We start from the raw sequence: 14,204 nt of genomic DNA on the forward strand, positions 1-14,204 counted from the left end.
GATGCGATGACCGGCGGCGCCACCCGGCCGGGCGCGACGACGCAACCCCCGGCCGGGGCGGCGGCCACCGTCGCCGAACTCGACGACCTGCGGGTGTGGTTCCCGGCCCGGGGCGGCCCGCCGGTGCGTGCCGTCGACGGGGTCTCCCTGACCGTCCGGCGCGGGGAGACCCTCGGCCTGGTCGGCGAGTCCGGCAGCGGCAAGTCCACCACCGGGCTGGCCCTGCTGCGCCTGGTCGACCCGACCGGCGGCACGATCCGGGTGGCCGGCGAGGACGTCACCGGCTGGTCCCGCCGCCGGCTGCGGGCCCTGCGCCGGCGGGTGGCGATGGTCTTCCAGGACCCGCAGGCCTCCCTGGACCCCCGGCTGACGGTCGGGGCGAGCATCGCCGAGCCGCTGGTCGTGCACGGGTTGGTCGACTCCGCGCCGGCCCGTCGCCGCCGGGTCGCGGAGCTGCTCGACCTGGTCGGCCTGCGGGCCGAGACGGCCGGGCGGCACCCGCACGAGCTCTCCGGCGGGCAACGCCAGCGGGTCGGCATCGCCCGCGCCCTGGCCGGCGAGCCGGACCTGATCGTCCTCGACGAGCCGATCGCCTCACTGGACCTGAGCGTCCAGGCGCAGATCATGAACCTGCTGCGCCGGCTCCAGCGGGAACTGACCCTGACGTACCTGTTCATCGCGCACGACCTGGCCGCCGTCGAGCACATGAGCGACCGGGTCGCGGTGATGTACCTGGGCCGGATCGTGGAGACCGGCACCCCCGCCCAGCTCTACCGGGAGCCGGCGCACCCGTACACGGCCGCGTTGCTGTCGGCGATCCCGGTGGCCGATCCGGCCGTGGAGCGCCACCGGCGGCGGATCATCCTCGGCGGCGACGTGCCCAGCCCGGCCGATCCGCCCAGCGGCTGCCGGTTCCGCACCCGCTGCCCCCAGGCCCGACCGGACTGCGCCGGGCAGGACCCGGTGCCGGTCGAGGTCGGCCCCGGTCACCTCGCCGCCTGCCGGTACGTGGGCGAGGCAGTCCCGGCGATGCGCGCCGACCTGCCCGCCCCCCGCCCGGCCGAGCCGGGACCGCACCCCGCCGGTACCTGAGCCACCGGTCCGGCCCGCGCGGGGCGCCGGTGTCCCGGCACGGTCCGGGACGAGGCCGGTGTCCCGGCACCCGGCCGCCGGGGCGATGGGCCGGTGTCCCGGCACCCGGCCGCCGGGGCGAGTGGTCACGGCACCGGGCCGCCCGCGGCGAGGTCGTCCCGCACGCCGGGTGGGTCGGCTCCGGCGTCGGGGCGACCCGGCAGCAGCGCGACGGTGGCCAGGACCATCAGGTTCATGGCGGCCACGCACCAGAAGACGCGGTGCAGCCCGGCCAGCGGGTCCGGGGCGGTCTGCGCGAGCAGCGCGACGAGGGCGACCCCGAACGCCGCGCCCACCTGGTTGAGCATGTAGAGCACGGAGCTGCCCTGGGCGACCAGCGCGGCCGGCAGGGTGCGGTAGAGGGTGCCCATGGTCGGCGCGCTGAACAGGCCCATGCCCAGCCCGACGGCGAAGGAGGCCGCGACGGTCCACGGCTCGCCGGTGCCGGTGGCGACCCGGGTGAAGGCCAACCCGCTGGCCACCGCCAGCACCGCGCCACCGGCGGCCAGCGGCCGGGCGTCGACCCGGTCGGCGAGCCGGCCGGCCAGGGGCATGGCGACGGCGGCACCGAGGCCGGTCGGTGCCATCAGCAGCCCGGCGGCGAGCGCGCCGTGACCGCGTACCTCGCTGTGGTAGAGCGGCACCGCGAAGAGGGTGGCGAAGGTGGCCAGGCCGCCCAGCCCCATGACGGTGACGCTGGCGGTGAAGCCGCGGTTGGCGAACAGGCGCAGGTCGATCAGGGGTGGGGTGGGTCCTGCCCGGCGCGCGTGCCGGGCGTAGCCGAGCAGCAGGAGGGCGCCGAGGGCCAGCGGGAGCAGCGCCTGCCACGCGGTCCCGGAGACCTGCTCGGCGGCCTGGGAGAAAGCCAGGGCGATGCTGGCGAAGCCGGGCGCGAGCAGGGCCAGGCCGAGCACGTCGAGGCCGACGCGGGGCTGGTCGCCGGCGGTCGGGTCGGCCGGCAGCACCCGGCGGGCGAGCAGGAGGGCCAGCACGCCGACCGGGACGCTGAGCAGGAACATCCACCGCCAGGACAGGGTGGCGAGGACGGCGCCGCCGGTGACCGGGCCGAGCACCGGGCCGAGGGACAGGACCACGCCCATCAGCCCCATCACCCGGCCCGCCCGGTGCGGTCCGGCGGCACGGGCGAGCAGGATCAGCACCAGCGGATCCAGCAGGCCGGCGCCGACGCCCTGGATGACCCGGAAGGCGACGAGGCTGCCCACGTTCCAGGCCAGCCCGCTGGCCAGCGCGGCGGTGGTGAACAGCAGCAGGCCGACCAGCCAGAGCCGCTTCGCGCCGAACCGGTCGACGGCCCAGGTGGTGAACGGGATGGTGGCGGTCACCGCCAGCAGGAAACCGGTGGACGCCCAGCCGACGGTGCTCAGCGAGGTGTCGAAGGTGGCGGCCAGCGTGCCGGTCGCGACGGCGGCCATCGTGCTGTTGAGGATGCCGAGCAGGCCGCCGAGGAGCACCACGGCGATCAGTCGGCGGAGCGGCGGGTCGAGTCGAAGTGAACTCACGGGTTCAATCTAGGTGCCCTCATGGTCAGGTTCAACCACGATAGGCACGTTATCTGAACCGGCGGGTAAAGTGGGCGTGTGAACGGAGGTCGGGGGCGAATCGACAAGCGGCAGGCGATCCTGGCCGGGGCGTTCGACGTCTTCGCCCGCCGGGGCTACGCGCACGCCGGGGTGCAGGAGATCGCCGACGAGGCCGGGGTGGCCAAGCCCACCGTCTACAACCACCTGGTCGACAAACCGACGCTGTTCCGGCAGGCGATCGGTGCGGCCGCGCAGGCGGCGCTGGTGGAGCGGCTGGCGGCGCTGGAGCCGCTGCACGAGCGGGCCGGGGACCTGCGCGCGACGATGGAGACGGTCGCCCGGCGGCTGGTCCGGTCGCACTGCGACGCCCGCTCGTGCGCGCTGCGGCGGCTGCTCTACTCGGAGATCGCCACCTTCCCCGACGCCCTCGACATCGTGCGCGAGCACGGGCCGCACCGGCTCAACCAGGCGCTCGCCGACCGGTTCGCCCGGCTGATGCTCGCCGGCCGGCTGCGCCACGGCGACCCGGCCCAGGCCGCCGAGCAGTTCACCGCGCTGCTGGTCGGCCCGCTGGAGGCGCGTTCCGAGATGGGCACCCGGGAGGTGGGCGACGAGGAGTTGGACCAGGTCGCCCTCGGCGCGGTGCGGACCTTCCTGCTCGCGCACGGCGACCCCGGGCCGGGCTGAGCCGCTCCGGCGGCGGCTCGGCCCGGTGCTCCCGTCCGGCGTGCCGGGTGGGAGCGGGGGCGGTGACGGCGGGACCGTGCCGGCCGGTCACGACCGGTGCGGTGGTGCCCGGCCGGCGGGCCGGCGGGGGCACCGGGCAGGATGGGGCCATGCCCGGTGACCGCAGACCCAGCGTCGACCCGGCCCGCAGCCTGGCGCTGCTGTGGCGGACCCGGGAGCCGGTCAGCCGGGGTGGCGGCCCCGCCCTGAGCGTCGACCGGATCGTCCGGCAGGGCATCGAGATCGCCGACGCCGAGGGGATCGACGCGCTCACCATGCGGCGGGTGAGCGAGGCGCTCGGGGTGGCCACGATGTCCGTCTACACCTACGTCCCCGGCAAGACCGAACTGCTCACCGTCATGATCGACACGGTGTACGGGGAGACCGCCCGGCCGGCGGACCTGACCGGCTGGCGGGCCCGGCTGGAGCAGGTCGCCCGGGAGAACTGGGCGCTGTACCGCCGGCACCCGTGGCTGCTGCGGGCCGAGACGAGCCGTCCCGTGCTCGGCCCCAACCTGCTGGCCAAGTACGACTACGAACTCGGCGCGGTCGACGGCATCGGCCTGACCGACCTGGAGATGGACAGCGTCCTCACCCTCGTGCTCGGCCACGTCAAGAGCGCCGCCCGCGCCGCCCTGGACCAGGTCGACCTGGAACGGGACACCGGGCTGACCGAGGACCAGTGGTGGCGGGCGCACGCCCCCTGGCTGGAACTGTTCGCCACCGGGGGCAGCTTCCCGACGGCCGCCCGGGTCGGCACCGCCGCCGGACAGGCCCACGGCGCGGCCTACCACCCGGCGCACGCCTTCGAGTTCGGCCTCCAGCGGGTGCTCGACGGGATCGCGGTGGTGATCGCCGAACGGGCCGCCGGCACGCCCTGACAGCCCATGGACCGGCACCGCCACGCCGCTCCGCCTGCCGGGCCCGGTGGCGCTGGCGGGTGACCGGCGTCGCCGCTCAGGCGAGGAAGTGCGGGTTCCCGGCGGTCAGCCGCAGCGTGAACGCGCCCGCCGCCCGCTGCATGGTCACGTGGCTGCAGGACTGGTGGGTGATCCACAGACCAAGCCCACCGGGCGTGTCCCCGGCGGGCGGCACCAGCCCGGCGAACGGGTCGGCTGGCCCGCTGCCGCCGTCGCTGACCGTCACCACGATGCGGTCGACACCCAGCCAGAGCCGCAGGCACACCGGTGGCCGCCCGTGCCGCAGCGCGTTGGTCACCGCCTCGCTGACCGCCACCACCAGGTCCTCGACGGCGTTGACCGGGAGCCGACCGTCGTCGGCGGCGGAGACCGCCGCGCGGGCCTGCACCGGCGTCGGATCGAGCAGCTCGACCACCGGCGGGGTGAGCTGCAACGGGTCGACCGGTGCCAGCCGGGGCTCGGCGAGGTACTCCACCGGGTCGCGGTAGCCGGGACTCGGCACCCGCCGCCCGCCGCCGGTGACCAGCCGGGGATGGGTCCGGGCCACGTCCGCCAGCACCGCCGCCGGGGTGGCGCGCAGGTCGTACGCGCACACGCTCCACAACGGATACTCGTCGTACACGCGGTTCATCGCCGCCTCGTACCGGGCCCACCAGTCCCAGGTGGCGCCGAAGGCCATCGGGTGCAGCTCCCCGAGGACCCGGATCTGCCGGGCGCCGTCGGCCACGAGCGTGTCGAGGATCCGCCGGTAGGCGCGGATCGCGACGGTGGGCCGGGTGTCCGGGGCGACCGGGGCGAGGAAGCTCACCGGCGCGTTCCCGGGCAGGACGGCCCGGACCAGCGCGGCGGTGCGCTCGCCCAGGGCGACCATCGTCGGCTCGCCCGCGCTCACCCCGTCGAGCAGGAACGGCCGCACGACGGCGAGCAGCTCCTCGTCCGAGCCGTAGCAGACCGCCTCGTGGTAGCAACCCTGGTGCCCCGCCGCCGCACCCGTCCTCATCGGGCCCCCGCCACCCGGACCCGGGACAGCCCCAGCAGCTCGACCAGGTGCGCGGCGGCCGTCCCGGCGGTCCGCAGCTCCACGGTCAGCCCGTGCCGGCGGGCATGGTCGTCGAGGTGGAGCAGGCAGCGGTGGTCGATGTAGCGCAACCCGGCGGCCCGCAGCACCAACCGGCCGTCCGGCCCCGGCGGGTCGACCCGGGACAACGCCTGGCGGAACAGCTCGTGGTTGGACGGGTCCAGCTCGCCGGTGAGCGCGTAGGCCCGGCCCGGGTCGGCGGCGAACAACCGGAACAGCACCGGCGCGTTGGTCTCGGGGTGCAGGCAGGCCAGCTCGGCCACGGCCCGGTCACCGAGCTTCCGGCGGTCGTAGGCGCACAGGGCGGACATCGGCCGGGCCCGCATGTACCGGTCGACCAGGTGCTCGTACCGGGCGAAGGCGTCGAGCTGGGCGGGGGTCCGCACCAGCGGGGTCACGTCGGCGACCACCCGCAGCCCGGTGTACCCGGCGGCCAGCGCCGCCTCCGTCACCGACGCGTACGCGTCCACCTGGGCGGACGGGTCGACCCGGGCGCCGCCGCGGTACGTCTGCGCCAGCGCGACCACCTGCACCGCCCCGGGCGGCGCGTCCGCCGGCAGGCCGGCGAGCGGCCGGCGCGGGGCGGCCCGTCCCGTCGGGTCACCGGCGGTGACGTACCAGACCCGCTCCCCGGCGGCCAGGCCCTCGTCGACGAACTGCCGGGCCCGCGAGTCGAAGGCCGCCGGATCGTCGTACGACCAGCACACGTGCCCGTACGCCTGGTCTGCCCGTGCCTGGTCGATCACACCCGCCCTCCCACGCCGGACAGTGTAAGCCGGTTCCCGGCACCGGCGACGCTCGCGGGTGTCGCCGGTCACGGTCCGTGAACCCGTCCCGGCGGACGCCCCGGGTCGGCCGTCGTCCCACCGGCGCGTCCACTGTCGACGGCCGGCCGGTGGGCCGACGGTGGTGCGGGGCGGAACCGGGGCGGCGTGATGGGTACGGTGGACCGGCCGTCCCACCCGACGAGGCAGGTGCCGTGGAACCCGTCGTCCGTCCCTACGCCCCGACCGACCTGGCCGCGGTCTACGACATCTGCGTCCGGACCGCCGACGCCGGTGGTGACGCCCGCGGCCGGTACGCCTCCGACCTGCTCATGGGCGACGTGTACGCCGCCCCGTACGTGACGCTGGAGCCGGAGCACGCCCACATCCTCGACGACGGCACCGGCCGCGCCGTCGGGTACGTCGTCGGCACCGCGGACACCCCCACCTTCGTCCGTCGGTACCGGGCGGAGTGGATCCCCCGGCTGGCCGGGCGGTACCCGCCACCGGCTGACCCGCCGGTCACCCCGGACGACGTGCTGCTCGCCGTGCACCACCACCCGGAGGGCATGCTGGTGCCGGCGCTCGCCGCGTACCCGGCGCACCTGCACATCGACCTGCTGCCCGACTGGCAGGGCCGGGGCCTCGGCCGCCGGTTGATGGCCCGGTTCCTCGCCGGGCTGCGCGCCGCCGGGGTGCCCGCCGTGCACCTCGGGATGGCCGCCGGCAACACCGGTGCCCGCCGGTTCTACGAGCGGCTCGGCTTCACCGAGGCGCCCCTTTCCGCCGGCGACCCGCTACCCGCCAGCGACCCCCTGCCCGAGGGCGGCCCGCTGCTCGCCGGCGACCCGCTGCCCGGCCCGGACCGCTCGACGCTCTACCTGGTCCGCTCCACCGCGCCGCTCGCCCCGTAGCCGGGTGGGGCCGGTCAGCGGGCGGCGCGGACCAGCCGGAGCTGACCGATCTCGGCGGCGTTCTTCATCAGCTCCGCGGTCACCCAGGCCAGCGTGTGCGCGACGGTCAGGTCGGTGGGCTCGGGCCACGGGAACGGTGCGGGGGCGTCCAGGTCGGCGTCGGTCAGGCCGTCGAGCAGGGCCAGCCACTGCCCGCGCAGGTCGCGCAGCCACGCCACCGCCGGCGCCCCGTCACCGGGCCAGCCGACCTCGGTACGCCCGCGCGGCGGACGCCGCCGCAGGTGGTCCTGGGTGACGCCCCACCACCAGCCGATGTGCCAGGTCAGCCAGGCGACGGTGGGCACCGGCACCGGGTCCGGCTCGGTGTCCGCCCAGTCCGGCGCCCAGCCACCGTCCGGGGTCGGCCGCAGCGTCCAGCAGTGGGGGACCGGTTCCCAGCGGAAGTCCTCCGCCGTCAACCGGTCCAGGTGGTACTCGAACAGCGACCAGGTCAGGTCGAACTGCCAGCGCAGCAGGGCGAGTCGGGTGTCGGGCACCGGGCGACCATGCCACGCCCGCCGCGTACTGTCAGCCCGTTTTCGGCCGGCGGCCCCGGTGCCGCCACGGGCGGCGCGCCGACCGGATCGTGCCGGTCACCGGCCGCTCCGGGCGCTGGTCCGGCACGGCTGACCCTTGGCTAAGGTACGGGTCATGTGGCACCGGAACCTCTCGCCGCCCGCCCGGTAGCGGGCGGCCGACTCTGACGACACCGACCCGGCGGGGATGACCCCCTCCGGGCGATGGATGCCGCCCGCCGTCTCGCGGACCAGCTTCCTTCCGGCTTCCATCACGGAGTTGTCACATGGTTGTGCGTACCCGCGCGCCGCACCGGCGCGATCTTCTGCTCGTCTCGGCCGCCGCCCTCGCCTGGGGCGTCGGCGGCGCCGTCGCGGCGGCCCTGTTCCGCTCCGGCGGCCTCGGCCCGATGGCCGTGTCGTTCTGGCGGATGGTGATCGCCACCGCCCTGCTCACCGCCGTCCAGGCCGTCCGCCCGCTCGCCGGCCCGGCCACCGCGTCCCGGCGGTCGGCGGTGACCACGGGGATCGGGATGGCCGTCTACTACGGCGCGTACTACGTCGCGGTGGACCGGGCCGGCCTGGCCCTGAGCACCCTGATCACGCTCGGGGCCGGCCCGGTGTTCGTCGCCGTCGGCGCCGGTCTGCTGCTCGGTGAACGGCTCGACCGGCGCGGCGGGCTCGCCCTCGCCGTCGCGTTCGCCGGGCTCGGTCTGCTCGTCGGCGACCCGGTCGGCGCGGGCGCCGTCGACCCGGTCGGCGTCGCGGCGGCGCTGGTGTCCGCCCTGGGGTACAGCGCGGTCACCCTGTACGGCCGGACCAGCGGGGGCGGGGGTGGCGGCACCCTGCCGTCCTTCTGCGCCGGGTTGCTGGTGCTGGCACCGTTCGCCCTCGTCGAGGGGGTCCGGCCGCAGACCGGCGACCTCGTCCCGGTGCTCGGCTGGCTGCTCTTCCTCGGCGTGGTGCCGACCCTGCTGGCCTACCGGTGGTACTTCGCCGGGCTGCGGACCGTCCCGGCGGCCACCGCCGCCGTGATCGTGCTGCTCGAACCGGTGGTGGCGACGCTGCTCGGGGTGGCCCTGTTCGGCGAGGCGCTGAGCACCGGGGTGGCCGTCGGGGCGGCGTTGCTGCTGGCCGCGGTGGCCCTGCTGATCCGGCCCTGATCCCGGCCCCGGCCCTGATCCCGGTCCTGGCTCCGTCGCCGGCGCGGACCAGGCGCGGGGCCAGGGCCGGGGTCGGGTGGCGGGTCACCACCCGTGCCGCCGGGCGTCAGCCGATCGCGGTGGGGGAGGGCTCGGCGCTGCCGCCCTGCGGCGCGGTGCCGGCCATCAACCGGACAATCTCGGCCTGGTCGGCCGCCGACGGCAGGCCCCACTCCGGGCGGTAGCCGTACACCTCCCGCAGCGGGGTGGCCGAGGTCCGGCCGTCGAGCACCTCCACCGCGTCCGTGCCGATCAGGCCGGGGTGCTCCACCCCGCACGCCTCGGCGACCCTGACCAGGTCCCGGCGCAGGGTCCGCAGGTAGTTCGCCGCCCGGACCGCCTTCGACGCCGGGTCCAGCCCCCGGACCAGCCAGCGGTTCTGGGTGGCCACCCCGGTCGGGCAGGTGTCGGCGTGGCACTGCTGGGCCTGGATGCAGCCGATCGCCAGCATCGCCTCCCGGCCGACGGAGACCATGTCGCAGCCGAGCGCGAAGGCGACCACCGCGTTGTCCGGCAGGCCCAGCTTGCCGGAGCCGACGAAGACCACGTCCTCGTGCAGCCCCCGCTCGGCGAAGGTCCGGTACACCCGGGCGAAGCCCTGCTGGAACGGCAGCGACACCGAGTCGGAGAAGATCAACGGCGCGGCGCCGGTACCGCCCTCGCCACCGTCGACCGTCACGAAGTCCACGCCCCGGCCGGTGTCGCGCATCAGGTCGGCCAGCTCCGTCCAGAAGCCCAGGTCCCCGACGGCGGACTTGATCCCCACCGGCAGCCCGGTCTCGGCGGCGAGCAGTTCCACCCAGTCCAGCAGGCTGTCGCAGTCGGAGAACTCGGCGTGCCGCGACGGGCTGACACAGTCCCGCCCCACCGGGATGCCCCGGGTCTCGGCGATCTCCGCCGACACCTTCGAGCCCGGCAGCAGCCCACCGAGGCTGGGCTTGGCGCCCTGGCTCAGCTTCACCTCCAGCGCCCGGACCGGGGCGCCGGCCACCACCTCCTTGAGCCGGTCCAGGCTGAACCGCCCCCGCTCGTCGCGGCATCCGAAGTAGGCGGTACCGAGTTGGAAGACCAACTCCCCGCCCCGCCGGTGGTACGGCGACAGGCCGCCCTCGCCGGTGTTGTGCAGGCAGTCCGCCAGCGCCGCGCCCCGGTTGAGCGCCGCCACCGCCGGCCCGGAGAGCGAGCCGAAACTCATCCCGGCGATGTTCACCACCGAGGCGGGCCGGAACGCGCGGGCCCGGCCCCGCGCCGCACCGAGCACCTTGGCGCAGGGCAGCCGCACGTCCTGACCGGCCGACGGCGCGGACGGCGGCACCGTCCGGCCGAACGTCTTGTGCAGGATGACCGGGTACCCGGAGGTGTGCTCGACGTCGTTGTCGGTGCCGAAACCGAAGTAGTTGTTCTCCTGTTTGGCCGAGGCGTACACCCAGCGCCGCTGGTCCCGGGTGAACGGTCGTTCCTCGTCGTTGCCGGCGACGATGTACTGCCGCAGCTCCGGCCCGATCGACTCCAGTAGGTACCGGGCCCGGCCGATCACCGGATAGGTGCGCAGCAGGGCCCGGTCCCGTTGGAGCAGGTCACGGGCGGCGAGCCCGGCCAGAGCGGCGACGGCGACGGGGATGGCACGGTTGACCCACTTCATGCCGGCCATCCTCCCTGGGATTCCCGTGACCTGCACGGGTGGCGTCGCCGACCGCCCAGCTCACGGCCCCTGCCCCGGGCTGCGGCCCACCGGCTCGGGGCACCCGGACCGGGGGTTCCCCCCGCCGGTCCGCGGGGCGGCGGAACGGCCGGTGCCAGGACGTATCGACGGTGGTGCCGCTGAAATGTCGTACCCCCGGCGCACCATGGGCTCATGGTTGCCCCCGCCCTACCCCACGACGCCGGTCAGCCACGCGCCCTGCCGCTGCGGGAGGCCCGCACCCGGCTGACCCAACTCGTCGCCATGGCCGAGTTGACCGACACCGTCACCGTCGTCACCCGCGACCGGGACACCCGCCCGGTGGCCGCGATCGTCCCGGCCGGTGCCGCGCGCAGCCTGGCCCAGGCCCGCGCCGACGCCGAGCGGATCGCCACGGTCACCGCCGGCTGGGCCCGCCGCCTGGACGCCGCGCACCAGCAGAGCGCCCGCCGGCACGCCGCCGAGCTACGGGCGGTCACCGACGCCCTCGCCGCAGCCTGGGCCGAGCTGGACCGCCGATCCGCCCCGGGTGCCGACCCGGCGCTGGACCGGCTCCGCGCCGCCCACGCCGACCTGCTCCGGGACTGACCCGTCCGGCCTCCCGAGGACCCGGTCGATGGCGGGTGACCCACTGGTGTGACCCACCGTCGTGCCGGGGCGGCAGAGTCGTGCCGTGCCCTCGGGCGGCCCGTGCCGGTGCCGTCGGGCGGGCCGTGCCGGCCCGTGCCGTTGCCGTCGGGCGGGCCGCTGGTGCCGCTCGGGGCGCGGTGGGTGGTTCAGGCGGGGACCGGCCGGTGGGTGGTGTCCCGGCCGGCTCGCGCCGCGTCGCCGAGACTCACCGCCGCCGCCAGGACGGTCAGCAGACCCCCGGCGAGGAGGGCGGTCCGTGGCCCCCCAGCCGGCAGGGCCGCCCCGCCGAGCAGGGCGCCGGCCGCGATGCCCACGTTGAACGTCGCCGAGTTCGCGGCGAACCCCAGCTCGGTCCGGCCCGGCGTGACGTGCAGGATCCGGGCCTGGGTGGCCAGGAAGACCGGGACGGCGGTGGCGCCGAGCAGCGCCAACAGGCCGACCACCACCGGCCGCTCGGTGGCGAACCGCCAGAGCCCGAGCAGGGCCACCGCCTGCCCGGCGACGGTGCACACCAGCGTGCCCCGGGGGAACCGGTCGAGGAGGTGCCCGACCACGGCCACACCCACCAGGCCGGCCGCGCCGAAGACGAAGAGCAGCCCGCCGACCGTGCCGGCGGCGAAGCCCGCGACCTGGGTGAGAAACTCGGCCACGTAGGTGAAACCGGTGAACATGCCGGTCACCGAGACCGCCGTCACGAGCAGCACGGCGGCGAACCGGCCGGCGTGCGGGGCGGTGGCGCGGGTACCGTGGCTCTGCTCCGGCGCCGAGGTGGGCAGCAGCGTGGCGACCAGCACCAGCACGACGAGCGCCAGCACCGCCAACCCGAGGAACGGGGCCCGCCAGCCGGCCTGCTCGCCCAGCCAGGTGCCGGCCGGTACGCCGAGCACGGTGGCCAGCGACCCGCCGACCGACATCACCGCGACCACCCGGCCCCGGACCGCCGGCCGGAACAGGCCGACCGCGACGGGCGCGGTGACCGCCCAGAACAGGGCCTGGGCCAGCGCGGTGGCGACCCGGGCGGCGAGCAGCACCGGGTACGACGTGGTGGCGACCGACAGCGCGGTGGCCAGTACGAGCACCGCCAGCACCCCGGTGAGCAGGTACCGCCGGGGTACGTTCCGGGTGACGTGGGCCAGCGGCAGCGAGACCAGGGCGACGGTCAGCCCGTACCCGCCCACCAACAGGCCGACCGCCGGCACGGTGACCGCCAGGTCGGCGGCGATCAGGGGGAGCAGGCCGATCGGCAGGTTCTCGGTGGTGTTGAAGGCGAACGCGGACGCCGCCAACGCCACCAGCACCACCAGCCGCCGTCCGCCGTCACCGGACCACCACATGATCGATCCCTCCTCTGTGGGCCGAGCGGGCCGAGCCGGTCAGTGGCCGCCGCGGTGCGCGGCGAGGAACTCGGCGAGGACCCGGGTGTGGGTGGAGAAGGCCAGTTCGGTCGGCTCGGTGACCACCAGCCACTCGGTGGCCTCCTCCGTCGGCGCGGAGGGCGGCAGCTCGGCGGCGGGCCGCTCGGGCAACGTACCGAAGATCATGATGGTGCCGCCGGCCGGCGCGCCGTGCACCGCGAACAGGTGTGCCTGCTCGGCGGGGGCGACCAGCCCGGTCTCCTCCCGCAGCTCGCGGACCAGCGCCGCCGACCACTCCTCGCCGTACTCGATGAAGCCGCCGGGCAGGGCGAGCAGACCCCGGGCCGGCTCGATGTCCCGGCGCACCACCACCACGCCGAGCCCGGCGTCGGTGCGCACCGGCAGCACGGCCACCGCGACCGGCAACGGGTTGCGCCACACTGTCTCCCCGCAGCCCGCGCAGACCCGGGGCCAGCCGGCCTCCGTCGGGTAGCTGATGCCACAGTACGAACAGTGCGAGTGCAGTACGCCGGCCACGCCGCGCACCCTACCCGCTCGCTCCCCGTCACGGGCACCCGCGCACGCCCGTCCGGTCCCGCCCCTGCCCGCCCCGATCTCGGCGTTCGCCTGCTCCCGGCGGTGGCGGTTTTTCGACGCGACACGCCGGTGGCGGCGTCGGTTTCTGCCCGACGCTCGGGGGCCGCCCGAGACACGGCCGCCGTACAGGTGGTTCCGCAGGTGCTCCAGCGCGCCTGCCGCAGCGGCCAGCTGATCCGGGTGCTCCCCACCGTCTACCTCGACCCGACCCGCATGCCCCTGACCGGCCTCGACCCCGTCGCCGCGCACGCCGGGGCCGGCGGGACGCTCACCCGGTTGCCGCCGGAGACGGCGTGGCGGGGCGTGACGGCGTACGCCGGAGGTCGGGGCGCGTTGGGTGGACCGACCGCCCTCGCCGTGTGGGGCCTGCGCCGGCAACCGGCCGGCGAGCCGTTGCACCTGGACGTGCCGGCGGGGTCCGGCGTCCGTGGCCGCCCCGGCCTGCGGGTCCACCGGCGACGGGACCTCGTCCTGGGCGCGCCGGACGTGGTACGCCGGTCCGGTCTGCCGGTGGTGCGGATCGAGCGCGCCCTCGTGGACGCCTGGCCGCTGGTGCCGGCGTCGGACCGTCCGGGGCCGTTGATCCGGGCGGTCGGCGACCGGCGGACCACCCCGGGGCGGGTCGCGGCGGCGCTGGGCACGGCGCCTGCCCTGCCGCACCGGGCACAGGTGCGGACCCTGCCGGACCGGCTCGCCGACGGCTGCCACAGTCCGTTGGAGATCTGGGGGCACGAGCACGTCTTCCGTGGCCCGGACATGCCGGCGTTCCGGGTCAGGTCCGGGTCAGGCTCGGTGCCCGCAGCGTCTACCTCGACGTCTACGCCGAGCGGGAACAGGTCGACGTCGAGTTGGACGGTGCCACGACGCACGGCGACCCGCGCCAGCGGGAGGTCGACCTGCGTCGGGACGCCCTGCTGGCCACGCGGGGGATCCTGGTGGTCCGGTTCGCCCGTCGGCGGCTGGTGCACGAGGTGACCCAGGTACGCCGGGAGATCCTCGCCATCCTGGCCAGCCGGCGCGGGTGACCACGGGCCGAGGGCGGCCGGCTTCGGGCAGGGCGACGTGCCACAGCGGAGGGTTGGGCGGGGAACGGTTCGGGGGCGGGGCGCGT

14 protein-coding genes are annotated in these 14,204 nt (G+C 76.1%); 7 read left to right on the forward strand and 7 right to left on the reverse strand.

What is annotated here, in order from left to right; genetic code table 11:
• The first annotated feature begins 6 nt into the window (after window positions 1-6).
• On the forward strand, window positions 7-1,092 hold the full coding sequence (locus ACQUFX_RS07340) for an ABC transporter ATP-binding protein (RefSeq protein ID WP_428966885.1): 1,086 nt from the start codon (window positions 7-9) through the stop codon (window positions 1,090-1,092).
• A gap of 125 nt (window positions 1,093-1,217) precedes the next feature.
• Here ACQUFX_RS07340 and ACQUFX_RS07345 read toward each other — a convergent pair whose 3' ends face one another.
• Window positions 1,218-2,651, reverse strand: coding sequence for a DHA2 family efflux MFS transporter permease subunit (locus tag ACQUFX_RS07345; RefSeq protein ID WP_428965274.1), 1,434 nt, complete (start codon window positions 2,649-2,651; stop codon window positions 1,218-1,220).
• Window positions 2,652-2,729: 78 nt separating this feature from the next.
• Between ACQUFX_RS07345 and ACQUFX_RS07350 the strand changes: the two genes are divergently transcribed.
• Both ACQUFX_RS07350 and ACQUFX_RS07355 read left to right on the forward strand, forming a co-directional pair.
• Complete coding sequence (locus tag ACQUFX_RS07350; RefSeq protein WP_428965275.1) at window positions 2,730-3,359, forward strand: TetR/AcrR family transcriptional regulator; 630 nt, start codon at window positions 2,730-2,732, stop codon at window positions 3,357-3,359.
• A gap of 149 nt (window positions 3,360-3,508) precedes the next feature.
• Window positions 3,509-4,279, forward strand: coding sequence for a TetR/AcrR family transcriptional regulator (locus ACQUFX_RS07355; RefSeq protein ID WP_428965276.1), 771 nt, complete (start codon window positions 3,509-3,511; stop codon window positions 4,277-4,279).
• A gap of 76 nt (window positions 4,280-4,355) precedes the next feature.
• On the opposite strand, the gene ACQUFX_RS07360 is transcribed toward ACQUFX_RS07355, so the two are convergent.
• Window positions 4,356-5,318 (reverse strand): anti-sigma factor RsbA family regulatory protein, encoded by a 963-nt coding sequence (locus ACQUFX_RS07360; RefSeq protein ID WP_428965277.1) that lies wholly within the window; start codon window positions 5,316-5,318, stop codon window positions 4,356-4,358.
• The gene (locus ACQUFX_RS07365; protein WP_428965278.1) at window positions 5,315-6,142 is read right to left on the reverse strand and encodes an MEDS domain-containing protein; all 828 of its coding nucleotides are present in this window, start codon (window positions 6,140-6,142) and stop codon (window positions 5,315-5,317) included. The genes ACQUFX_RS07360 and ACQUFX_RS07365 overlap by 4 nt, the downstream gene beginning before the upstream one ends.
• Before the next feature lie 233 nt (window positions 6,143-6,375).
• Here ACQUFX_RS07365 and ACQUFX_RS07370 point away from each other — a divergent pair, with 233 nt between their 5' ends.
• Window positions 6,376-7,074, forward strand: coding sequence for a GNAT family N-acetyltransferase (locus ACQUFX_RS07370; RefSeq protein ID WP_428965279.1), 699 nt, complete (start codon window positions 6,376-6,378; stop codon window positions 7,072-7,074).
• 14 nt (window positions 7,075-7,088) lie between these two features.
• Here the strand turns inward: ACQUFX_RS07370 and ACQUFX_RS07375 are convergent, their stop codons facing one another.
• Window positions 7,089-7,610 carry a DinB family protein gene (locus tag ACQUFX_RS07375; RefSeq protein WP_428965280.1) on the reverse strand — a complete coding sequence of 174 codons (522 nt, stop codon included), beginning with the start codon at window positions 7,608-7,610 and terminating at the stop codon, window positions 7,089-7,091.
• Window positions 7,611-7,915: 305 nt separating this feature from the next.
• Here ACQUFX_RS07375 and ACQUFX_RS07380 point away from each other — a divergent pair, with 305 nt between their 5' ends.
• Window positions 7,916-8,791: a DMT family transporter gene (locus tag ACQUFX_RS07380; protein ID WP_428965281.1), complete on the forward strand. Its 876-nt coding sequence runs from the start codon at window positions 7,916-7,918 to the stop codon at window positions 8,789-8,791.
• Between the two features lie 106 nt (window positions 8,792-8,897).
• Here ACQUFX_RS07380 and ACQUFX_RS07385 read toward each other — a convergent pair whose 3' ends face one another.
• A complete protein-coding gene (locus ACQUFX_RS07385) occupies window positions 8,898-10,472 on the reverse strand; it encodes a glutamate synthase-related protein (RefSeq protein WP_428965282.1) in 1,575 nt (524 codons plus the stop codon).
• Window positions 10,473-10,685: 213 nt separating this feature from the next.
• Here ACQUFX_RS07385 and ACQUFX_RS07390 point away from each other — a divergent pair, with 213 nt between their 5' ends.
• The gene (locus ACQUFX_RS07390; protein WP_067371070.1) at window positions 10,686-11,099 is read left to right on the forward strand and encodes a hypothetical protein; all 414 of its coding nucleotides are present in this window, start codon (window positions 10,686-10,688) and stop codon (window positions 11,097-11,099) included.
• A gap of 188 nt (window positions 11,100-11,287) precedes the next feature.
• On the opposite strand, the gene ACQUFX_RS07395 is transcribed toward ACQUFX_RS07390, so the two are convergent.
• Both ACQUFX_RS07395 and ACQUFX_RS07400 read right to left on the reverse strand, forming a co-directional pair.
• A complete protein-coding gene (locus ACQUFX_RS07395) occupies window positions 11,288-12,475 on the reverse strand; it encodes an MFS transporter (RefSeq protein WP_428965283.1) in 1,188 nt (395 codons plus the stop codon).
• A gap of 39 nt (window positions 12,476-12,514) precedes the next feature.
• A complete protein-coding gene (locus tag ACQUFX_RS07400) occupies window positions 12,515-13,033 on the reverse strand; it encodes an NUDIX domain-containing protein (protein ID WP_428965284.1) in 519 nt (172 codons plus the stop codon).
• A 419-nt stretch (window positions 13,034-13,452) separates the two neighbouring features.
• On the opposite strand from ACQUFX_RS07400, the gene ACQUFX_RS07405 reads away from it, so the two are divergent.
• The gene (locus tag ACQUFX_RS07405; protein WP_428965285.1) at window positions 13,453-14,118 is read left to right on the forward strand and encodes a DUF559 domain-containing protein; all 666 of its coding nucleotides are present in this window, start codon (window positions 13,453-13,455) and stop codon (window positions 14,116-14,118) included.
• Window positions 14,119-14,204 lie beyond the last annotated feature (86 nt).

Source organism: Micromonospora fluostatini, assembly GCF_050410825.1.
In the GTDB taxonomy this organism is placed as follows: domain Bacteria; phylum Actinomycetota; class Actinomycetes; order Mycobacteriales; family Micromonosporaceae; genus Micromonospora; species Micromonospora rosaria.

Bases quoted from the DNA above. Each gene is read 5' to 3' on its own strand.
- ACQUFX_RS07390 (WP_067371070.1), top strand. From the start codon at position 10,686: ATGGTTGCCCCCGCCCTACCCCACGACGCCGGTCAGCCACGCGCCCTG.
- ACQUFX_RS07340 (WP_428966885.1), top strand. From the start codon at position 7: ATGACCGGCGGCGCCACCCGGCCGGGCGCGACGACGCAACCCCCGGCC.
- ACQUFX_RS07385 (WP_428965282.1), bottom strand. From the start codon at position 10,472: ATGAAGTGGGTCAACCGTGCCATCCCCGTCGCCGTCGCCGCTCTGGCC.
- ACQUFX_RS07360 (WP_428965277.1), bottom strand. From the start codon at position 5,318: ATGAGGACGGGTGCGGCGGCGGGGCACCAGGGTTGCTACCACGAGGCG.
- ACQUFX_RS07355 (WP_428965276.1), top strand. From the start codon at position 3,509: ATGCCCGGTGACCGCAGACCCAGCGTCGACCCGGCCCGCAGCCTGGCG.
- ACQUFX_RS07380 (WP_428965281.1), top strand. From the start codon at position 7,916: ATGGTTGTGCGTACCCGCGCGCCGCACCGGCGCGATCTTCTGCTCGTC.
- ACQUFX_RS07395 (WP_428965283.1), bottom strand. From the start codon at position 12,475: ATGTGGTGGTCCGGTGACGGCGGACGGCGGCTGGTGGTGCTGGTGGCG.